This window comes from Streptomyces gamaensis (assembly GCF_042656465.1).
Taxonomy (GTDB): Bacteria; Actinomycetota; Actinomycetes; order Streptomycetales; family Streptomycetaceae; genus Streptomyces; species Streptomyces gamaensis.
Window position 1 is genome coordinate 153,544 of the sequence record NZ_JBHSPB010000012.1, and the last position, 19,678, is coordinate 173,221.

A 19,678-nucleotide genomic window follows, 5' to 3' on the forward strand; every position below is an offset into this window, starting at 1 on the left:
TACCCTGCGGTGGAGAGAGGGGAATTCGCCTCCTCCGCCGGGATGAGGGCTGCCCCGCCCCAGGGTCGATTTCTCCCCGGATACCCCCGGATTCCATTGAGTCCATGAAACCGGCGCCCCTAGCGTGGATCCGCCCGATGCGAACTCGCTTCCGAACCGGACCCGTTCGTCGCTGTTCTTCCCCGGGCTGCTCAACCACCTGTTGAACACGCTAAAAGGAGCACCATGTTCCGACGAGTCGGGCGGTTCGCCGTCCACCGTCCTTGGCTGACCATCGCGGCCTGGATCATCGCCGCGGTGGCTCTCGTCATGCTCGCACCGGGGCTGAAGTCCACCACCGACGAAACGGAATTCCTGCCTTCGCATTACGAGTCGGTACAGGCCGGAAAGGTGCAGGAAGCCGCCTTCCCGAAGACCGAAACGCCTTCCGCCATAGGCGTCTTCCAGCGCACCGACGGCGGAAAGCTCACCGAGACCGACCGGAGCGAGGTCGCGCGGATCACCAAGGCCCTCGACGACCAGCACCGCAAGGGCGTCGCCAAGGTGGTCACCGGCCCGCAGGCCGTCTCCCCCAACGGCGAGATCGCCCTGGCCAATGTCGTCGCCGCCGACCGCAAGTCCTACGACAGCGCGGTGCCCGACGCGATCAAGGGCTACCGGGAGGGCGCCAAGTCCCTGCTGTCCGGCACCCAGTTGAAGGTCGGCTTCACCGGGCAGGCCGCGACGCAGCTCGACTCCCGGGAGTCCTCCGGCAACACCGACGCGATGATCATGAGCGCGACGCTGCTGCTCATCATCGTGCTGCTGCTGGTGATCTTCCGCAGCCCGCTCATCGCCCTGCTGCCGGTCCTGATCATCTTCCTGGTGTTCATGGTGGCGCTCGGCCTCATCGGCACCGTCAGCCACCTCGGCGGCCTGAAGGCCGACAGCTCGATCTCCCCGATCCTGATCGTTGTCCTCTTCGGCGTCGGCACCGACTACATCCTCTTCCTCCTCTTCCGCTACCGCGAGGAGCTGCGCGCGGGCCGGCCGCCCAAGGAGGCCCTGGCCGACGCCGTCTCCCGGGTCGGCGAGACGATCGCCTCCGCCGCGGGCGCCGTCATCGTCGCCTTCCTGGCGCTGCTGCTGTCGACCATGGGCCAGATGCGGGCGATGGGCCCGGCGCTCGCGATCTCCGTCGCCGTCACCCTGGTCGCCGCGCTCACGCTCGTACCGGCCGTCTTCTCCCTGCTCGGCACCAAGGCGTTCTGGCCGTCGAAGGCGTGGAAGAAGAAGCCGCGCAACCGCCTCGCGGGCGGGGTGGGTTCGGCCGTCGCCCGGCGCCCCGGCCTGATCGCCGCCGTCTCCACGGTCGTCCTCGCCGCGCTCGCCGTCGGCACGTTCAGCTTCAAGCCGGAGTTCGACACCAACAGCCAGCTGCCGCAGAAGCTGGAGTCCGTCCAGGCCATGAAGGACCTCCAACGCGGCTTCTCCGCGGGCCAGTCCGACCCGGCCATGGTCTACGTCAAGTCCGAGGACGGCAGCCGGCTCGACGCGGGCGCGCTGCGCGCGTACCAGGCGAAGCTCAAGGACGTCGACGGCGTCGGCACCGTCTCCCCGCCCGTCGTCAGCCCCGACGGCAGCGTCGCCCAGTACGCCGTCGCCCTCTCCTACGGCCCCACCGAGGACAAGGCCATCGAGCTCGCCGGCGGCCCCCTGCGCGACGCGGCCCACTCGGCCGCGCCCGCCGGCAGCAAGGCCCTCGTCGGCGGCACCTCCGCCGTCCTGTCCGACATCGAGAAGGCCGTCAGCCACGACTACAAGCTCGTCTTCCCCGTCGCCGGCCTCGCCATCATGCTCATCCTGGGCCTGCTGCTGCGCAGTCTCGTCGCCCCGCTCTATCTGATGGCCGCCGTCGCCCTCGGCTTCGGCGCGACCCTCGGCGCGACCGTCTGGCTCTTCCAGGAAGCGCAGCACAAGAACGGCCTGCTGTTCATGCTGCCGGTCATCGTCTATCTCTTCGTCGTCGCCATCGGCACCGACTACAACATCCTCATGGTCGCCCGCCTGCGCGAAGAGGTCCGCCGGGGCGTCCCCCCGCGCGAGGCGATACGCACCGCCGTCGCCCGCTCGGCCCCGACGGTCGCCTCCGCCGCGATCATCCTCGCGGGCACCTTCGGCGTGCTGATGCTGGCCGACAACTCCATGCTCCAGCAGATGGGTTTCGCGGTCGCCTTCGGCATCCTGCTCACCGCCTTCGTCATGGCGATGCTGCTCGTGCCCACGGTGACCTCCCTCCTGGGCCACCGCGCCTGGTGGCCGGGCCACCAGGACGCCCCCCGCCCGGCCCCCGTACCGGCCCCGGCCCACGACGAGCCCCTGGAGGAGGCCCGCCGCTGACCCCTTGAACGCGAAAGAACCGCAGGCCCCATGGAAGGGGCCTGCGGTTCCTCGCAACCGGAGCCGACTGTCGGGCTCGAACCGACGACCTTCGCTTTACAAGAGCGGTGCTCTACCAGCTGAGCTAAGTCGGCGCGCACGTCGCGTGCCTGTGCAGTCTAACCGGACTCGGCCGCGGCACCAGCCGTGATTTTCGTGACCCGGATCCTGCTGACAACTGCCGTACGCGCCGGTACCGTCACCCGCAGCCCCGTCCAATTGGACTGGACCACTCCCTCTACTCGGATCGTCCGGCACGTTCCTGCCGGTGAAGGGACCGTGAAACACCATGGCTACGGTCACGTACGACAAGGCCACCCGGATCTACCCGGGCACCGACAAGCCCGCCGTCGACCAGCTCGACATCGCCATCGAGGACGGCGAGTTCCTCGTCCTGGTCGGGCCCTCGGGCTGCGGCAAGTCCACCTCGCTGCGGATGCTCGCGGGGCTGGAGGACGTCGACGCGGGCGCGATCCGCATCGGGGACCGCGAGGTGACGCATCTGCCGCCCAAGGACCGGGACATCGCGATGGTGTTCCAGAACTACGCGCTCTACCCGCACATGACCGTCGCGCAGAACATGGGCTTCGCGCTGAAGATCGCCGGTGTGAACAAGACGGAGATCCGGCAGAAGGTCGAGGACGCGGCCCGCATCCTGGACCTCACCGAGTATCTGGACCGCAAGCCCAAGGCGCTCTCGGGCGGTCAGCGGCAGCGCGTGGCGATGGGGCGGGCGATCGTGCGCGAGCCGCAGGTGTTCCTCATGGACGAGCCGCTGTCCAACCTGGACGCCAAGCTGCGCGTACAGACGCGTACGCAGATCGCCGGGCTGCAGCGGCGGCTGGGCATCACGACGGTGTACGTCACGCACGACCAGGTCGAGGCGATGACGATGGGCGACCGGGTCGCCGTGCTGAAGGACGGGATCCTCCAGCAGGTGGACTCGCCCCGGAACATGTACGACCGCCCGGCCAATCTCTTCGTCGCGGGCTTCATCGGCTCGCCCGCCATGAACCTGGTCGAGGTGCCGATCACCGACGGCGGCGTGACGTTCGGCAACAGCGTGGTGCCGGTCTCCCGCGAGGCGCTCACGGCGGCGGCCGAGCGCGGCGACCGTACGGTCACGGTGGGTGTCCGCCCGGAGCACTTCGACGTGGTCGAGCAGAACGGCGAGGCGGCGGCGGCCCTGGGCAAGCAGACGCAGGACGCGCCGGCCGGGCTCGCGGTCACCGTCAACGTCGTCGAGGAGCTGGGAGCCGACGGATATGTGTACGGCACCGCCGAGGTCGGTGGTGAGCCGAAGGATCTCGTGGTGCGGGTGGGCGGCCGCCGGGTGCCGGAGAAGGGGGCGACCGTGCATGTCGTCCCGCGCCCCGGTGAGCTGCACGTCTTCTCGACGTCCTCGGGTGCGCGACTGAGCGACTGAGCTGCGGCGGCGCGCCGGGCAGGTTTCACCGGGGCCCGCGCGGGTCACCGGGCCACGGGTCCGGGACCGGCGCGGGCCCCGGCCGCCGCGCCGCCCCCCCGGCGCCGGCGGAAAAGCCGAGGTCGACCACCGAAACGGGGGCGTTCCGCCGCAGACCGCCGCGGCTCGCCCGCTTCCCGGCACGGCCTGCGCTTTCGACCCTCGTGCGTCAACATCACGCTTCCCAGCGGCCGCAGTTATATCCCCCGGCCGAGTGACTTGATGTCGCCGCTTCATTACCCCTCGCTACCATCTGCGGCATGAACCAGGCCGCCCGCCGCATCGGCAGAACCCTCGCCCTCGTCCTTCCCGTCGTCCTCGTTCTGTCGGGGACCCTCGCCGTCACCCGCGTCCCGTGGGCGGCGCCGAGCGCCGACCCGCAGATGCTCACCGCCTCCTCCGGCAACGCCTCGACCCAGGCCCGGGCCCTCGCCCCGCACGAGGTGCTGCGCGACCGGCTGCTGACCGAGCTGCAGGGCAAGAACCCGGGCGTCGTCCTCACGCACCTGCAGGAGGCGACGAACGGGCGTCCCTCGCTGGCCAAGCACTGCGCGGACCTGGCCCGGGCCATCGGCCGCGCCGCCGTCGCCCGCTACGGCGCGAAGCAGGCGCAGAACTACTCCCGTCCCGTCTGCGACACCTCCTACGCCTCGGGCGTGGTGCAGGGCCAGGGTCACTGACCCGCCTGCGGCAGGCCGCGAGGCCCCGAGGGGGGCCGCCGGTGCCGTGGGGACGCGCGGCCGTTGTCCGTGTCCCCACGGCACCGCATATCGTGCGGGCATGACCGGCACGTACCCATACCCGACCCAAGCCGTGATCCTGGCCGGAGGCCAGGGGTCACGGCTGCGCCCGTACACCGACGACCGCCCCAAGCCGATGGTCGAGATCCCGGGCACCGGGACCCCGATCATCGGCCATCAGCTGGCCTGGCTCGCCGCCGAGGGGGTCACGGACGCCGTGGTCTCCTGCGGCCATCTGGCCGAGGTGCTGCGGGAGTGGCTCGTGTCGGCGCGACTGCCGCTGCGGGTGACGACGGTGGTCGAGCCGGAGCCGCTGGGCCGGGGCGGCGGCCTGAGGTTCGCGGCGGCCTCGCTGCCGCACCCCGACCGGCCCTGGTACGCGGCCAACGGCGATATCTGGACCCGGTTCTCGCTGCGGGAGATGGCCGCCTTCCACGACGAGCGGGGCGCGACGGCGACCCTCGCGCTGGCCCGCCCGCGCATCCCCTGGGGCGCTGTCGAGACCGACGAGTTCGGGCATGTGCTGGACTTCGTCGAGGCCCCGCCGTCCCCGTATCTGATCAACGCGGGCGTGTACGTGTTCTCCCCGGAGTTCGCGGAGCTGCTGCCCGAGCGCGGTGACCACGAACGCACGACCTTCCCGAGGCTGGCGCGCGAGCGGCGGCTCGCGGGCTTCCCGCTGCCGCAGGGCGCGTACTGGCGGGCGATCGACACCGCGAAGGACCTGACGGAGGCGGCGAAGGAGCTCAAGGGGCTTTCCGGGTAAGGGGATTGCCGCAAGGGCGCGGGGCGGCCCCGCGGCCGTACGCGCCGATGCCCCGCACCCGGGGAGAGAACCGGGTGCGGGGCATCGCTGTTGCTCTCAGCCGAGGAGGCCGCCCAGGGCGCCGCCTCCGCCACCGCTCGTACCGCCACCGCTGCCGGTGGACGCGCCGCCGGACGTACCGCCCGTACTGCCGCCGCCGGACGAGCCCGTGCTGGAGGACGAGCCGGAGGGGCTGTGCGGCGGGACCGCCGGGGCCGCCGGGTGGTGCGGCGGGCGCGCGGTGTGGACGCCCTGGCTGGCGCCCGGCCGCTCGGCGCTGCCGGTGGAGCCGGCCGGGGCGTGCGCGGCGTCCGGCACGGTCGGCGTGGCCGTCGGGGCGGCCGTGTGCCGGCTGGTCGCGGTGGGCCTCGGGGTGCCCGGCACGACCGAGTTGCCCTGGGTGCCGCGCGGGGTGGGGCTGCCGGGCCGCTGCGGCAGCGGGGAGCCGGGCTGGTTGTTCAGCGGCGGGTCGGACGGGCCGGGGACGCGCACCGTCGAGGACGAGCGGACCGCCCCGCCCAGCGTGGCCCCGGCGATCAGCGTGAGGCCGATCAGGACGGTCGCCATGGCGGCGCCCCGGCGCAGCACGCGGCGGCGCAGCTCCCACAGCTCGGCGCGCGGGCCCAGCCTGCGCCAGGCCTCGCCCGCCAGCCGCCCGTCGACCGAGTAGAACGGCGCGCCCGCGATGATCAGCGGGCTCCAGGCGGCGAGGTAGATGATGTCGGGCGCGTTGTAGACGGGCGCGGCGCGCCAGCTGACGGTGACGAGCAGGACGACGGACAGCAGGACACCGATGGCCGCCGCGAGGCGCTGCCAGAGGCCCACGAGGGTCAGGACGCCGACGACGACCTGGAGGAAGGCGACGGTCAGCCCGGAGCCGACGGGGTGGCCGAGGGCGAAGTCGCGCAGCGGGGAGGCCAGGCCCCAGGGGTGCAGGGAGGTCAGCCAGGCCACCATCGAGCCGCGTTTGCCGCCGTCGAAGTAGACGGGGTCGCACAGCTTGCCCATGCCGGCGTAGATGGAGGCGAAGCCGAGGAAGATCCGCAGCGGCAGCAGGACGACGCCGAGGTTCATCCGCCGCCCGGGGTAGTAGGCGTGGCGGACGGACTCGCCGCCCTGCCGCTCACGGCGGGCGCCGTCCTCGTCGAACTCCTCGAACTCGCCGCCGTCCTCGGGGCCTTCGGGGCCCTCGAAGCCGTCGTGGTAGCGGTCCTCGTCGTAGGCGCTCTGCGCGGTGCTCACGCCGTGCAGCAGCTGCGTCCCGGGGGCCTTGGGGCCGACGGGGTCGACGAGCTCCCCCGCTCCGGGGGGGCGCGGGCCGATGACGCCGGCGGGCGGGTCGTCGACGCGGACGCGGGGCAGCACCTGGGTGGAGCCCACGTCGCCGTGCGGGCCGTCCGCGCCGGGCGGGCGGCCGGGCGCCGAGTCCCGTACGGCGCGCAGGAGTTCGGTGGGCGCCGAGTCACCGGGCCCGGTGCGCCCGCTCCACACGACAGGGGGACGGCGTTTGGCCGCTCCCTTGACGGCGGGCAGCTGTGCCGTGTCGGCGATGCCGGCGAACCGGCGGGCTGCGCGCGGGGGCCGGGCGAGCTGCACGCGGAAACTCACGTGGTTGACGACGATCTGCGCCGGGTCGGACGGCACCTTCACCGTACTCAGCGCGGGCTGGTCGTCGTACCCGGAAGAGCTTCCCCCCGTGGGTGTGCGGGGTGTTCTGGTGTCCACACTCATCTAACCGAGTGACTTCTGATTTGGACACTGCCTTGACCGGCTGGACCTGTCCGAGACCCGTCAAGATCACCAAGATCGACCGGAGTTGCGGGGGTTCCCGGGCTTCAGGACAGCCCCCGCACCGGCAGGACAGACACCCACTTGTCACCCATGCGTCACATCTGCCGCACAGGGCGCGAAAATTACCCGACTACCGGCACAACCGTCCGTATCCGCACGCCACTTGGGGCGGGCGTACGGACGGTCGCGCGCGGCACCGCTTCACGCGCGGCGGCGGGCCGCCTCGTAGAGCACGACACCGGCGGCGACACCGGCGTTCAGCGACTCGGCGCCACCGGGCATCGGGATGCGCACCCGGTAGTCGCAGGTCTCGCCGACGAGCCGGGAGAGCCCCTTGCCCTCGCTGCCCACGACGATGACGACCGGGCCCTCCAGCGCGTCCAGCTCGTGCAGCTCGACGTCGCCGTCGGCGGCCAGACCGACGACCATCAGCCCGGCCTTCTGGTACGCCTCCAGCGTCCGCGTCAGGTTCGTCGCCCGCGCCACCGGCGTGCGCGCGGCCGTACCGGCGGAGGTCTTCCACGCGGCCGCGGTCATCCCGGCCGCGCGGCGCTCGGGGACGACCACGCCGTGCCCGCCGAAGGCGGAGACGGAACGGACGATCGCACCGAGGTTGCGCGGGTCGGTGATCCCGTCGAGGGCGACGATCAGCGGGTCCTCACCGTCGTCGAAGGCGAGGGCGGTGAGGTCCTCGGGGTGCGCGTAGTCGTACGGCGGGACCGACAGGACCAGGCCCTGGTGGTGCAGGCCGTTGGTCATCCGGTCCAGCTCCGGCCGCGGGGCCTCCATGAGGTTCAGGCCCTTGTCGGTGGCCAGCTGCAGGGCCTCGCGCACGCGCTCGTCGCTGTCGACGAACTGCTGCACGTACAGCGTGTTCGCGGGCACGCCCTCGCGCAGCGCCTCGACGACCGCGTTACGGCCGACGACGAGCTCGTTGACGCCCTTCGCGCCGCCCCGGCGCGGGGCGGGCCGCCGGGCGGCCTGCTTGGCCTTGGCGTTGGCCACGCGGTTCTTCACATGTCCTTTGCGCATGGACGCGGGCGGGGTCGGACCCTTGCCCTCCAGGGCCCGGCGCCGCTTGCCGCCACTGCCGACCGTCGCGCCCTTCTTGTTGGACGTGCGGCGGTTCCTGCGCTGGCTGTTGCCGGCCATGGGTCACCTGTTTCTTCACTGCCGAAAGCCGCCGGGGGGTGCGGCTCGGAAAACGTACGTACGAAAAGTGTCGCTCAGGACAGCGACCAGCGCGGCCCGGACGGGGTGTCCTCGATCGCGAGCCCGGACTGCTGCAGCTGATCGCGGATCGCGTCGGCCGTCGCGTAGTCCTTGCGGGCACGGGCGGCCTGGCGCTGGTCGAGCACGAGGCGCACCAGGGAGTCGACGACGCCGTGCAGATCGTCACCGCGGTCGCTGCCGGAGGCGGCCCACTGCTCGTCCAGCGGGTCCAGGCCCAGCACGCCGAGCATCGCGCGCACCTCGGCGAGGCGGGCGACGGCCGACTCCTTGTCGTCGGCGGTCAGCGCGGAATTGCCCTGGCGGACCGTGGTGTGCACGACGGCCAGCGCCTGCGGCACCCCGAGGTCGTCGTCCATCGCCTCGGCGAAGGCCGGCGGCACCTCGGCGGCGGGCTCGACGACGCCCGCCTTCTCCACGACGCGCTGGATGAAGCCCTCGATCCGCCCGAACGCGGCCTCGGCCTCGCGCAGCGCGGCCGCGCTGTACTCGATCATCGAGCGGTAGTGCGGGGTGCCCAGGTAGTAGCGCAGCACGATCGGCCGCCACTGCTTGACCATCTCGGAGACCAGCACCGAGTTGCCGAGCGACTTCGACATCTTCTCGCCGCTCATGGTGACCCACGCGTTGTGCACCCAGTACGCGGCGAAGTCGTCGCCGAAGGCCTTGGCCTGGGCGATCTCGTTCTCGTGGTGCGGGAAGATCAGGTCGAGGCCGCCGCCGTGGATGTCGAAGGCCCGGCCCAGGTACTTGTGGGCCATGGCCGAGCACTCCAGGTGCCAGCCCGGCCGGCCCCGGCCCCACGGCGTCTCCCAGGACGGCTCGCCGGGCTTGGCGGCCTTCCACATCGCGAAGTCGCGCGGATCCCGCTTGCCGGTCTCGCCCTCGGCGGAGGGCTGGAGCAGATTCTCCAGGTCCTGGTTGGACAGCTGCAGATAGCCGTCGAAGGAGCGCACGTCGAAGTAGACGTTGCCGTCGGCCTCGTAGGCGTGCCCGCGCTCGATGAGGCCGCGCATCATCTCCACCATCTCGGTCACATGACCGGTGGCGCGCGGCTCGACGGTGGGGGGCAGGCAGCCGAGCACGTCGTAGCCGCTGTTGAACGCGCGCTCGTTCTCGTAGCCGATGGACCACCACGGGCGGCCCTGCTCGGCGGCCTTCTTGATGATCTTGTCGTCGATGTCGGTGACGTTGCGGACGAGCGTCACGTCGTAGCCGCGGTAGGTGAACCAGCGGCGCAGGATGTCGAAGTTGAGGCCGGAGCGGATGTGCCCGATGTGCGGTGCGGCCTGCACGGTGGCGCCACACAGGTAGATCGAGACACAGCCCGGCGTGAGCGGGACGAAGTCACGGATCTGCCGGGCGCTGGTGTCGTACAGGCGAATGGTCACGCAACCAGGGTAGTGGGCCCGCGGCAGTGCCCCGGGCAGCCGGAGGTTACGCCACGCTTCACACCCTATTTCCTTTTTGCACCAAAAACACAATTCGCCGTGATAGCTTCCCCGGCACGCCTCCCGCTCCGGAGAGGCGCCGCGGATCCCTGGAGGGACGGTGCACTCCACTCTGCCCGCACAGCAGGAGCGCCCGGTACGGACGTGCCCGCCCGAGGGCGCGCGGCGGCCGGGCAGGCTCGCGGCGCTGGACGGGCTGCGGCTGCTGGCGGCGCTGATGGTGGTGGCGTACCACTACCTGGCCTTCGACTCCGGCGCCTGGCCGCGGCCGCCGCGGGAGGCCTTCCCCCACGCCCACCTGCCGGCCGCCTACGGCTGGCTCGGCGTCCAGCTGTTCTTCCTGATCAGCGGGTTCGTCATCTGCATGACCTGCTGGGACCGGAGCCCGGGGCAGTTCGCGCTCTCGCGCGTGCGGCGGCTCTTTCCCCTGTACTGGTTCGCGGTCCCGGCCGTCGCGCTCGTCGCCACCCTGTGGCCGTCCGTCGGCGGCGTCCCCCGTCCGAGGGATGTCGCCGTCAATTTGACGATGCTCCAGGCCCCCCTCGGAGTGGAAGCCGTCGACGGCGTCTACTGGACGCTCTGGGTCGAGCTGCGCTTCTACCTGCTGATCGCGCTGCTCGCCCGCAAGGGACTCACCCACGGCCGGGCCGTGGGCTTCTGCGTGCTGTGGGCTCTTGGGGCCGCCCTCGCCACGGCGACGGACGACGCCCTGCTGCGCGAGCTCCTGCTGCCGCGGCACTGCTGGTACTTCATCGCCGGGACGGCCTTCTACCTCATGCACCGGTTCGGGCCGAACCTGGTGTTGTGGATTGTCACCGGCGGCTGCTTCCTCGTCGCCCAGCACCAACTGCCGACCCTGCAGAGCCACGCCGAGGGCCACCTGGGCCACCGGGTCCCCCACTGGCCGGCGGCCCTGCTGGTCACCCTGTTCTTCCTCGCCCTCGCGGCGGTCGCCCTGGGCTGGACACGCACCGTGCGGTGGCGGTGGCTGACGGTCGCGGGCGCGCTGACCTACCCGCTGTACCTGCTCCACGAGCGCATCGGCTGGACGGTCATCAAGCACGCCGACGGCCTGCTCCCCCGCTCCGCGCTGGTGGCCGCGCTCGTCGCCGGGATGCTGTCGGCCTCGTGGCTGGCCCACCGCTTCGTCGAGCGCCCGCTGGCGGCCGCGCTCGGGCGCGGACTGCGGCAGGCGGGAGCGGCCGTCCGGACGGGATGACAAGGGGACACCCGTACGCGCGCAGACCGGCGGCTACCGCACGGACCGTACGACGAAAGGCTTGGAACAAGCTATGAGTCAGGAGATAACTGTCAAGGAAGACAAGCGAGTTCCCCTGTTCCTGGTGTTTCCTGTGTCAGCATGCGGGCCGACGGGCCGCACCGAGTGAGCCGACGATCCATGGGAGAGGACGACATGCAATTCGCCAGGCGAGGTCGACTCGACGGCGGCCGGGCGGCAGTCCCACGGTCCGCACCGAGGCTCTACGTACTGGACGGACTCAGACTCGTCGCGGCCCTGTTGGTGGTGTTCTTCCACTACGTCGCACTGAAGGGCGGCTGGGGACGGGACCCCAGAAGCATCTTCCCCACCCTGCAGCCCATCGCCCAGTACGGCTGGGTGGGCGTCGAAGTCTTCTTCCTCATCAGCGGATTCGTGATCTGCATGAGCACGTGGGGGCGGTCGCTGGGCGACTTCGTGGTCTCCCGGGCCTCGCGGATCTACCCCGCCTACTGGGTGGCGGTCCTGGTGACCGCGGGCGTGGTCGCGCTGTGGCCGCAGGTACGCAGCGTGCACGGCTGGGACACCGTCCTGACCAACCTGACCATGCTGCAGCAGGGGCTGGGCGTGTGGGACGTGGACGGCGTCTACTGGACGCTGTTCATCGAGTTGAAGTTCTACGTACTGTTCGCGATCGTGGTGGCCACGGGCGTCACCTACCGCAAGTGCCTTGTGTTCTGCGCCGTTTGGACCGTGGTGGCGATCAGCGCGCCGTCCGTGGACAACAAGCTGCTCGACATGTGGGCCATGCCGCTGTACGCGCCGTACTTCATCTCCGGTATCGCCTTCTACCTGATGTACCGCTTCAAGCCGACCGCCCTGCTGTGGGGCATCGTCGTGCTGTCGCTGCTGCTGGCCCAGCACGGCATCCCGCGCCGGGTCGCGGACAACGCCTCGAAGTCGACGCCGACCTGGCCCGCCGGGCTCCTGGTCGTCCTGGCCTTCGTGGTGATGGCGCTGATCGCGCTCGGCTTCTTCGACCGGATCCAGTGGCGCTGGCTGGCGACGGCGGGCGCGCTGACGTACCCGCTCTACCTGATCCACCAGTACATCGGCATGACGGCCGTCCACTGGCTGCGCGAGCTCGTCCCGCCGCACCTGCTCGTCCCCGGGCTGGCCGCGGTGATGCTGGGCGCGGCCTGGCTGATGCACCGGTACGTGGAGCGGCCCCTGGGCTCACGGATGCGCAGAAGCCTGCGCAAGGGCATCGACGAGGTACGGCGCCACTCGGCGCCGGCCGGGCCCCTCGCGGCGGAGCGGGTCCGCGAGGACGGCGCGCAGCCGGCGCCCGTCCCGCTGCGCCAGCCCGGCGTGTACGAGCAGAGCGAGCGCGACCGGGTGGGAGCGGGCAAGGCGGAGGGCTCCTAGCCGGGCCGCCGCCCCGGCGTCAGCACGGCGGTGCCGCCCGCCCGGGATCCGGGGCGGGCGGCACCGCCGTGACCGTGCTCCCCGGGCCCGCTCAGAGCGACCCGACGACCTTGCGCGGCGCGATCCGCACCACGACCCGCTGCGCGTCCTCCTTCGCCGCCGGATTGAAGTCGGCGTAGTCCTTGCCGGTGTACTTGCGGGCGAGCTCGTCGATGAGCTGCGGGCCGCCGTCGGTGGTGACCGTGGCGGTGCCGCGCACCTCGGCGTAGGTGTACGGGGCGTTGGGCGGGTTGATCATGACGGTCACGCGCGGGTCGCGGCGCAGGTTCTGCTCCTTGCGGCGGCCGACGGTGGTGGAGAACAGCAGGTCGTCGCCGTCCCGTTTGATCCAGGTGACGGACAGCTGCGGGCTGCCGTCGGGCTGGACGGTGGCGACGGTGGCGAAGACGGGGGTGTCGTCGAGGAGCTTCTTCAGGTCGTCGGAGAGAGTGGCAGGCACGTGGGGGTCCTTCCGTGAGTCCCTCGGGTGACGGGCGCTGACGCGCGGTCAGGCCGCCCGGTCCACCGTATCCGGCGCCGCCGCCGATCGAGGGGCACGCAAGGACCTGGGCGGGCCGCCGCGCCGTCAGCGGCGCGGGACGACCAGGGCCGTGGCGATGGCGGCGAGACCCTCGGCGCGGCCGGTCAGGCCGAGCCCGTCGGTCGTGGTGCCCGAGAGGTGCACGGGGGCGCCGACGGCGGCGGAGAGGACCTTCTGGGCCTCCGCGCGCCGCTTGCCCACCTTGGGGCGGACGCCGATGACCTGGATCGCGACATTGCCGATCTCGAAGCCCTCGGCGCGCACGATGCGGGCGGCCTCGGTGAGCAGGGTGACCCCGGAGGCCCCGGCCCACTCGGGCCGGCCGGTGCCGAAGTGCGCGCCGAGGTCGCCGACACCCGCGGCGGAGAACAGCGCGTCGCAGGCGGCGTGCGCGGCGACATCGCCGTCGGAGTGCCCGGCGAGCCCGTACGCCTCGTCCTCCCACAGCAGGCCCGCGCACCACAGCTCGCGGCCCTCCTCGAAGGCGTGCACGTCGGTGCCGATGCCCACCAGGGGCAGGGGCGCGTCAAAAACCGTCATTGGCCCTCCTGCGGGCGAGTACGGCCTCGGCCAGGACCAGGTCCAGCGGCCGGGTCACCTTGAACGCCTCCTCGTGGCCGGGCACGAGGACGACCGGGGTGCCGAGCCGCTCGACGAGGCCGGCGTCGTCGGTGGCGCCCTCCTCGCCGTGCTGCCCGGCGAACTGCTCGTGCGCGGCGTCCAGGGTGCCCCGGTCGAAGCCCTGCGGGGTCTGCACGGCCCGCAGCAGCGCCCGCTCCGGCGTGCCGACGACGGGCTCGGGCGTACCGGGCGCGGCGTCGGGGCGGGGCGCGATCTGCTTGACGGTGTCGGCGAGCGGCAGCGCCGGGACGACGGCGGGCGCGCCCCCGCGCACGGCGGCGACGACGGCGTCCACGACGTCGACGGGCACCAGGGGCCGCGCGGCGTCGTGCACCAGGACGGTGCCGACGTCCTCGGGCAGCGCCTTCAGACCCAGGCGCACGGACTCCTGGCGGCTCGCGCCGCCGGGGACGACCAGCAGCTCGGCCCGGTCGGGGCCGGTGAGCGGATACGCGTCGAGCAGGGTGCGCACCTCGGCGGCGCCGTCCGGCGGGGCCACGACGACGACGAGCGTGACGGCCCGGGAAGCGGCCATCGCCCGCACGGCGTGCACCAGCATCGGGGTGCCGTTCAGGGCGCGCAGGGCCTTGGGGGTGCCCGGGCCCAGCCGGGTGCCCCGGCCGGCGGCGGGAATGACGGCGGCCGTGCGCGCCGACGCGCCGGCAAAGGCTCGATCAGACATGGCGTTCGCGTTCAGGTTTGCTTCCTCGACCGAATTGGGTATGGCCTGGGGGAACCCCCTGCTCGCAGGGCGGGGGGAGTGCCGGGCAGACCGCCTCGACCAGCCCCTTCCGTGACACCTGGTCGAGCCCGCTGTCCGAGCCCGGCGTACCGGGTGCGGCGTGGCCCGGCGCCCTGGGCGCCACCGGACCGAAGATGCCGCAGCGCCCGGCGCGAGAGTCGTTACGTCATCGCGCGGGCACTGCGGCACTTCTTTACGTCCAGCACCTGTGACATCGAGCCGTCGCCGCGTCGCCAGGCGTGCTCACCCCGGGGCGGGGCGGGCGGTGGTGCTTTTTCAGGAAGCGAGGACCTCGTCGAGCAGGGCCTCGGCCTTGTCCTCGTTGGTGCTCTCCGCGAGGGCGAGCTCGCTGACCAGGATCTGCCGCGCCTTGGCCAGCATGCGCTTCTCACCCGCGGACAGACCGCGCTCGCGCTCCCGGCGCCACAGGTCGCGCACGACCTCGGCGACCTTGATCACGTCGCCGGACGCGAGCTTTTCGAGGTTTGCCTTGTAGCGACGGGACCAGTTGGTCGGCTCTTCCGCGTACGGCGCGCGCAGCACCTCGAAGACCCGGTCCAGCCCGTCCTGGCCGACCACATCGCGTACGCCGACGAACTCCGCATTGTCCGCCGGCACCCGAACCGTCAGGTCACCCTGGGCGACCTTCAGCACCAAGTAGGTCTTGTCCACGCCTTTGATCTGGCGAGTTTCGATGGCCTCGATCAGCGCGGCCCCGTGATGGGGATAGACCACGGTGTCGCCAACCTTGAACGTCATGTGACAGGTACCCCTTCCGTGGCTATCCAGTCTAACACGGGAACTGCGCGTTCTGAATGGCGTTTTCGCAGGTCAGGGCATATCTCGGGGCTTGACAACAGCAACCGGGACGTGCTGCGGCAGGGTTCCGGAAGCAGGTATTCGCAGGTCGGAGCCGTTGTTCGGGTGAGGTGAAACGGGCACGTTACACGTGCCGCGGGACCTCACGGAGCGGCCGAACGTCCCGTTTTGCCGGAGTCCGGTCGGCGGACTTCCGCTACTCCGTTCGGGGAGCCCGAACGTCCGCTGTCCGGATTCTGGAATTGATCACCCCACACTTGATCAATTCCGAACACCTTCCCGGACGGCCCCGCATTCCTTGCCGATAATGCCCCGCCGCGCGCCGTACGCGTTCCGGCGCCGCCCGATGGTCGATATTCGGCCGCGCCCGGCCCGGGCGGCCCTGCCGGCGGCCGTAGCGGAGCGCCCGGAGCGGCCCCGGCGGGCTTGTCGACCATGGGGGGCGGGTCGGGTGCGGCCGCCCGTGGACGGCTCGGTAACCTAAGCGCGCTGACACACCCTTTACTTCGTCCAATCGTCCAAGGAGATGCCGCCGCCGTGAGCAGCAGCCTTCGACGCGGCGCGCTCGCCGCTACCGCCCTCGTGCTCTCGATCGCCCCGCTCTCCGCCTGCGCCGCCGGCAACAGCGCGCAGACGCTGGAGGTCAAGCCGGACAACGCGGAGACCTCCGTCGGGGACATCAAGCTCCAGAACCTCAACGTGATCACCCAGCCCGAGCAGTCCGCCACGGGCCCCGCCGTGATCACCGGCCAGATCTTCAACGGCGGCCGCAAGGACCAGACGCTGCGCGCCATCACCCTGCCCGGCAAGAACGTCACCGTGAAGCTGAGCCCGGCCAAGGGCTCGGGCCCGGTGGTCGTGCCGGCCCACGGCTCGGTCCAGCTCGGCGGCCAGGGCAACGCCTCGGCGGTGCTGCCGGGCGGCCGCGAGGCACTGAAGGACGGCGAGCAGCAGCGCCTCGCCTTCGACTTCAGCGACACCGGTGAGGTGCGCATCGGGGCCTTCGTGGTCCCGGCCAAGAGCTACTTCAAGGAGTGGGGCCCGAGCGAGGGCGCCCCCGCGTCCTCGCCCTCGGGCTCGGCGAAGCCGGGCGGCAAGGCGTCCGGCGCGCCCGGCGCCCAGGGCGCCGAGGACGGCTCGGGCGCCTCCGGCTCCGCGAGCGCGTCCGCGTCCACGGGCACCGGGGCGCAGAACGGGCAGCACGCCGGGCACTGAGCCGCGCCACGGCGGACGGATCGGTGAGGGCCCGGGCCTGCGGTCGAGCAGGCCCGGGCCCTCACCCGTGGTGGTACCGGCTCTACGGCTCGAACTTGTAGCCCAGGCCGCGCACCGTCACCAGGTAGCGGGGCGTCCCCGGGTCGGGCTCGATCTTGGCGCGCAGGCGCTTGACGTGGACGTCGAGCGTCTTGGTGTCGCCGACGTAGTCCGCGCCCCAGACGCGGTCGATGAGCTGCATCCGGGTCAGCACCCGGCCGGCGTTGCGCAGCAGCATCTCCAGCAGGTCGAACTCCTTCAGCGGCAAGTCGACCTTGCCGCCGGCGACGGTGACGACGTGCCGGTCGACGTCCATGCGCACCGGTCCGGCCTCCAGGGCGGCGGGCGCGACCTCCTCCGGCTCCCCGCGGCGGCGCAGCACCGCCCGGATGCGGGCCACGAGCTCGCGCGAGGAGAAGGGCTTGGTCACGTAGTCGTCGGCTCCTATCTCCAGGCCGACGACCTTGTCGATCTCGCTGTCCTTGGCGGTCACCATGATGACCGGCACGTTGGAGCGGCCGCGCAGCTGCCGGCAGACCTCGGTGCCGGGCAGTCCGGGCAGCATCAGGTCGAGCAGGACCAGGTCGGCGCCGTTGCGCTCGAACTCGTCCAGGCCCTCGGGGCCGGTGGCCGCGACGGCGACCTCGAAGCCTTCCTTGCGCAGCATGTAGGACAGCGCGTCGCTGAACGACTCCTCGTCCTCTACGACGAGCACACGGGTCACGGGGCGACCTCCGGTCGGGGCGGGGCGGGACGTTGGGGGGTCCGTACGGGACGGCCGGGGGTGAGGTCCGTACGGGACGTCCGGGCGCGGGTCACGGGGTGACCTCCCGGACGGGGACCGGGACGGGATCCGTCCGGCCGCCGGGGGCCGGTCCGCGGTCGCGGACCGCCGCGGCCTCCGGCAGGCGCAGGGTGAAGGTGGAGCCCTGGCCCTCGGCGCTCCAGACGGTGACCTCGCCGCCGTGCGAGGCGGCGACGTGCTTGACGATGGCCAGGCCGAGGCCCGTGCCGCCGGTGGCGCGGGAGCGGGCCGGGTCGACGCGGTAGAAGCGCTCGAAGATCCGCTCGCGGTCCTTCTCGGAGATGCCGATGCCCTGGTCGGTGACCGCGATCTCGATCAGTCCCCCAGAGCTGGACGCCTGGGAGGTACCCCCAGCGCCCGGGGCGCCGACGTGCCGGGCGGCGATGCCCACGCGGGTGCGGGCCGGGCTGTAGTTGACGGCGTTCTCCACGAGGTTGCCCAGGGCGGCGGCGAGCTGTCCCCGGTTGCCCCACACGTGCAGGCCGGGGGCGCCGCCCGCGGCCATGGTGATCTGCTTGGTGCCGGCGGCGTGCCGGCAGCGGTCGATGGCCTCGGCGACCAGTTCGTCGACCGGGACGGGCTCGGCGTCCTCCAGCGGGTCGTCGTTCTGCACCCGGGACAGGTCGATGAGCTCCTGGACGAGGTTGGTCAGCCGGGTGGCCTCGATCTGCATCCGGCCGGCGAAGCGGTGCACGGCCTCGGGGTCCTCGGCGGCGTCCATGACCGCCTCGGAGAGCAGGGACAGCGCGCCGACGGGGGTCTTGAGCTCGTGGCTGACGTTGGCGACGAAGTCGCGGCGCACGGCCTCGATACGGCGGGCCTCGGTGAGGTCCTCGACGAGCAGCAGCACGAGCCGGGAGCCGAGCGGCGCGACCCGGGCGGAGACGGCCAGGGCGTCCCCGCGGCCGGTGCCGCGCCGGGGCAGGTCGAGCTCGACCTGGCGTATCTCGCCGTCGCGGCGGGTGTCGCGGGCCATCCGCAGCATGGGCTCGACGGAGAGCTTGCCGCCGCGCACCAGCCCGAGCGCGTACGCGGCGGAGCTGGCCTTGACCACGTTGTCGGCCTCGTCGAGGACGACGGCGGAGGAGCGCAGCACCGACAGCACGGTGTCGACGCCGGGCGGCAGCACCGCCTCGGTGTGCAGGGAGCTGCGGGTGGGGCGGGCCTGGTCGCGTTCGCTCCAGCGGAACGCCAGCATGGCGATCACGCCGGTGCACACCCCGGCGATCGCTGCCGCTGCGGCGACGGCCGCGTCCACGTTCATGACTCAAGGTTATGCGGGTGCCGGGACCCGTCCACAGCCGAATGGGGGCCGTCTCGAACATACGTTGCCGAGAGTTCACCTTCAGGTCGGCACCGGTTCACCCCGGGGGCCGCCCGCCGTCGCGTTCCGGCCGGACCGTGGAGGCACAACCGCCGTCGGCGGCAAGCGCAGAAGCGGAGAAAGGGCCGGGCATGCGGGACGCGTACCACGAGGAGCTGCATTCGATCGGCGAGGGGCTGGTCGAGATGGCCCGGCTGGTGGGCTCCGCGATCGGGCGGGCCACCACGGCGATCCTCGACGCGGACCTCAAGCTCGCCGAGTCCGTCATCGCGGCGGACACCAAGGTCGACGACCTGCAGCGGGACCTGGAGGCCCGGGCGATCGCGCTGCTCGCCCGGCAGCAGCCGGTGGCCACGGACCTGCGGATCGTGGTGACCTCGCTGCGGATGAGCGCGGACCTGGAGCGCTCCGGCGACCTGGCCCAGCACGTGGCCAAGCTGGCCCGGCTGCGCTTCCCCGCCTCGGCGGTGCCGCGCGACCTCCAGGCGACCGTGCTGGAGATGGGGCAGCTCGCGCAGCGGCTGATGGCCAAGGCGGGCGAGGTCATCATCACCAAGGACGTCGATCTCGCGCTGCAGCTGGAACGCGACGACGACGCGATGGACCTGCTGCACCGCACGCTCTTCCAGCACCTGATGGACGACCGCTGGCAGCACGGCATCGAGACGGCCGTGGACGTGACGCTGCTCGGCCGCTACTACGAGCGCTTCGCCGACCACGCGGTCTCGGTCGCCAAGCGCGTGGTGTACCTGGTCACCGGCGAGCACGCGGACGAGCTCAGCCACCAGGCCCCGGCGGAGCCGGGCGCGACCGAGAGCGCGTGACGACAGCGAGTGCTCCCACGCGCCCTCCGTGCGCCCGCACAAACGTCCACCGGAGCATTGACGGTCATGACGGGCGGTCCTTGACTGGGTGAGGCAGACCACCTTCGAGGAGGTACCGCATGGTCCACGCTCCGTCCGCCACTGTGTCCCCGCCACAGCCCG

General features: G+C 72.1%; 17 protein-coding genes and 1 tRNA gene. 8 read left to right on the forward strand and 10 right to left on the reverse strand.

Annotated elements, in window-relative coordinates; all coding sequences use genetic code 11:
* Nucleotides 1–225: 225 nt before the first annotated feature.
* Complete coding sequence (locus ACFP1Z_RS20600; protein WP_390318127.1) at nucleotides 226–2,379, forward strand: MMPL family transporter; 2,154 nt, start codon at nucleotides 226–228, stop codon at nucleotides 2,377–2,379.
* Nucleotides 2,380–2,440: 61 nt separating this feature from the next.
* Here ACFP1Z_RS20600 and ACFP1Z_RS20605 read toward each other — a convergent pair.
* Nucleotides 2,441–2,513 (reverse strand) — tRNA-Thr (locus ACFP1Z_RS20605).
* Between the two features lie 194 nt (nucleotides 2,514–2,707).
* On the opposite strand from ACFP1Z_RS20605, the gene ACFP1Z_RS20610 reads away from it, so the two are divergent.
* From ACFP1Z_RS20610 to ACFP1Z_RS20620, 3 genes are all read left to right on the forward strand, one after another.
* On the forward strand, nucleotides 2,708–3,844 hold the full coding sequence (locus ACFP1Z_RS20610; RefSeq protein ID WP_390318129.1) for an ABC transporter ATP-binding protein: 1,137 nt from the start codon (nucleotides 2,708–2,710) through the stop codon (nucleotides 3,842–3,844).
* Nucleotides 3,845–4,143: 299 nt separating this feature from the next.
* Nucleotides 4,144–4,563: a hypothetical protein gene (locus tag ACFP1Z_RS20615; RefSeq protein ID WP_390318131.1), complete on the forward strand. Its 420-nt coding sequence runs from the start codon at nucleotides 4,144–4,146 to the stop codon at nucleotides 4,561–4,563.
* A gap of 100 nt (nucleotides 4,564–4,663) precedes the next feature.
* The gene (locus ACFP1Z_RS20620) at nucleotides 4,664–5,389 is read left to right on the forward strand and encodes a nucleotidyltransferase family protein (RefSeq protein WP_390318132.1); all 726 of its coding nucleotides are present in this window, start codon (nucleotides 4,664–4,666) and stop codon (nucleotides 5,387–5,389) included.
* A gap of 96 nt (nucleotides 5,390–5,485) precedes the next feature.
* On the opposite strand, the gene ACFP1Z_RS20625 is transcribed toward ACFP1Z_RS20620, so the two are convergent.
* The 3 genes from ACFP1Z_RS20625 to cysS all read right to left on the reverse strand — a co-directional run bounded on the left by ACFP1Z_RS20625 (nucleotide 5,486) and on the right by cysS (nucleotide 9,840).
* On the reverse strand, nucleotides 5,486–7,159 hold the full coding sequence (locus tag ACFP1Z_RS20625) for a DoxX family membrane protein (protein WP_390318134.1): 1,674 nt from the start codon (nucleotides 7,157–7,159) through the stop codon (nucleotides 5,486–5,488).
* Nucleotides 7,160–7,420: 261 nt separating this feature from the next.
* Nucleotides 7,421–8,371, reverse strand: coding sequence for a 23S rRNA (guanosine(2251)-2'-O)-methyltransferase RlmB (rlmB, locus tag ACFP1Z_RS20630; protein WP_390318136.1), 951 nt, complete (start codon nucleotides 8,369–8,371; stop codon nucleotides 7,421–7,423).
* 74 nt (nucleotides 8,372–8,445) lie between these two features.
* On the reverse strand, nucleotides 8,446–9,840 hold the full coding sequence (gene cysS / locus ACFP1Z_RS20635) for a cysteine--tRNA ligase (protein WP_390318137.1): 1,395 nt from the start codon (nucleotides 9,838–9,840) through the stop codon (nucleotides 8,446–8,448).
* A gap of 160 nt (nucleotides 9,841–10,000) precedes the next feature.
* On the opposite strand from cysS, the gene ACFP1Z_RS20640 reads away from it, so the two are divergent.
* Entirely contained in the window at nucleotides 10,001–11,119 is a 1,119-nt protein-coding gene (locus ACFP1Z_RS20640; RefSeq protein WP_390318139.1) for an acyltransferase family protein, read from the forward strand.
* A 195-nt stretch (nucleotides 11,120–11,314) separates the two neighbouring features.
* Nucleotides 11,315–12,547, forward strand: coding sequence for an acyltransferase family protein (locus ACFP1Z_RS20645; protein ID WP_390318141.1), 1,233 nt, complete (start codon nucleotides 11,315–11,317; stop codon nucleotides 12,545–12,547).
* A gap of 91 nt (nucleotides 12,548–12,638) precedes the next feature.
* On the opposite strand, the gene ACFP1Z_RS20650 is transcribed toward ACFP1Z_RS20645, so the two are convergent.
* From ACFP1Z_RS20650 to ACFP1Z_RS20665, 4 genes are all read right to left on the reverse strand, one after another.
* Nucleotides 12,639–13,046, reverse strand: coding sequence for a PPOX class F420-dependent oxidoreductase (locus ACFP1Z_RS20650; RefSeq protein WP_390318143.1), 408 nt, complete (start codon nucleotides 13,044–13,046; stop codon nucleotides 12,639–12,641).
* Between the two features lie 126 nt (nucleotides 13,047–13,172).
* A complete protein-coding gene (gene ispF, locus ACFP1Z_RS20655) occupies nucleotides 13,173–13,667 on the reverse strand; it encodes a 2-C-methyl-D-erythritol 2,4-cyclodiphosphate synthase (RefSeq protein ID WP_390318145.1) in 495 nt (164 codons plus the stop codon).
* Nucleotides 13,654–14,430: a 2-C-methyl-D-erythritol 4-phosphate cytidylyltransferase gene (ispD, locus tag ACFP1Z_RS20660; RefSeq protein ID WP_390318147.1), complete on the reverse strand. Its 777-nt coding sequence runs from the start codon at nucleotides 14,428–14,430 to the stop codon at nucleotides 13,654–13,656. Before ispD ends, ispF begins: the two co-directional genes overlap by 14 nt.
* Nucleotides 14,431–14,766: 336 nt before the next feature.
* The gene (locus ACFP1Z_RS20665; protein WP_009716930.1) at nucleotides 14,767–15,249 is read right to left on the reverse strand and encodes a CarD family transcriptional regulator; all 483 of its coding nucleotides are present in this window, start codon (nucleotides 15,247–15,249) and stop codon (nucleotides 14,767–14,769) included.
* A 597-nt stretch (nucleotides 15,250–15,846) separates the two neighbouring features.
* Between ACFP1Z_RS20665 and ACFP1Z_RS20670 the strand changes: the two genes are divergently transcribed.
* Nucleotides 15,847–16,524: a copper chaperone PCu(A)C domain-containing protein gene (locus tag ACFP1Z_RS20670; RefSeq protein ID WP_390318149.1), complete on the forward strand. Its 678-nt coding sequence runs from the start codon at nucleotides 15,847–15,849 to the stop codon at nucleotides 16,522–16,524.
* 82 nt (nucleotides 16,525–16,606) lie between these two features.
* Here ACFP1Z_RS20670 and phoP read toward each other — a convergent pair whose 3' ends face one another.
* Nucleotides 16,607–17,278 (reverse strand): two-component system response regulator PhoP, encoded by a 672-nt coding sequence (phoP, locus tag ACFP1Z_RS20675; protein WP_465269279.1) that lies wholly within the window; start codon nucleotides 17,276–17,278, stop codon nucleotides 16,607–16,609.
* Between the two features lie 100 nt (nucleotides 17,279–17,378).
* The gene (phoR, locus tag ACFP1Z_RS20680) at nucleotides 17,379–18,632 is read right to left on the reverse strand and encodes a two-component system sensor histidine kinase PhoR (protein WP_390318151.1); all 1,254 of its coding nucleotides are present in this window, start codon (nucleotides 18,630–18,632) and stop codon (nucleotides 17,379–17,381) included.
* Between the two features lie 191 nt (nucleotides 18,633–18,823).
* Here phoR and phoU point away from each other — a divergent pair, with 191 nt between their 5' ends.
* Nucleotides 18,824–19,516 (forward strand): phosphate signaling complex protein PhoU, encoded by a 693-nt coding sequence (gene phoU / locus ACFP1Z_RS20685; RefSeq protein WP_390318152.1) that lies wholly within the window; start codon nucleotides 18,824–18,826, stop codon nucleotides 19,514–19,516.
* The last annotated feature ends 162 nt before the right edge of the window (nucleotides 19,517–19,678 follow it).

What these genes read in the sequence shown, in the direction of transcription:
- ACFP1Z_RS20600 (WP_390318127.1), top strand. Translation starts at nt 226, where the DNA reads ATGTTCCGACGAGTCGGGCGGTTCGCCGTCCACCGTCCTTGGCTGACC.
- ACFP1Z_RS20610 (WP_390318129.1), top strand. Translation starts at nt 2,708, where the DNA reads ATGGCTACGGTCACGTACGACAAGGCCACCCGGATCTACCCGGGCACC.
- ACFP1Z_RS20615 (WP_390318131.1), top strand. Translation starts at nt 4,144, where the DNA reads ATGAACCAGGCCGCCCGCCGCATCGGCAGAACCCTCGCCCTCGTCCTT.
- ACFP1Z_RS20620 (WP_390318132.1), top strand. Translation starts at nt 4,664, where the DNA reads ATGACCGGCACGTACCCATACCCGACCCAAGCCGTGATCCTGGCCGGA.
- ACFP1Z_RS20625 (WP_390318134.1), bottom strand. Translation starts at nt 7,159, where the DNA reads ATGAGTGTGGACACCAGAACACCCCGCACACCCACGGGGGGAAGCTCT.
- rlmB (WP_390318136.1), bottom strand. Translation starts at nt 8,371, where the DNA reads ATGGCCGGCAACAGCCAGCGCAGGAACCGCCGCACGTCCAACAAGAAG.
- ACFP1Z_RS20645 (WP_390318141.1), top strand. Translation starts at nt 11,315, where the DNA reads ATGCAATTCGCCAGGCGAGGTCGACTCGACGGCGGCCGGGCGGCAGTC.
- ispF (WP_390318145.1), bottom strand. Translation starts at nt 13,667, where the DNA reads ATGACGGTTTTTGACGCGCCCCTGCCCCTGGTGGGCATCGGCACCGAC.
- ispD (WP_390318147.1), bottom strand. Translation starts at nt 14,430, where the DNA reads ATGTCTGATCGAGCCTTTGCCGGCGCGTCGGCGCGCACGGCCGCCGTC.
- ACFP1Z_RS20665 (WP_009716930.1), bottom strand. Translation starts at nt 15,249, where the DNA reads ATGACGTTCAAGGTTGGCGACACCGTGGTCTATCCCCATCACGGGGCC.
- phoR (WP_390318151.1), bottom strand. Translation starts at nt 18,632, where the DNA reads ATGAACGTGGACGCGGCCGTCGCCGCAGCGGCAGCGATCGCCGGGGTG.
- phoU (WP_390318152.1), top strand. Translation starts at nt 18,824, where the DNA reads ATGCGGGACGCGTACCACGAGGAGCTGCATTCGATCGGCGAGGGGCTG.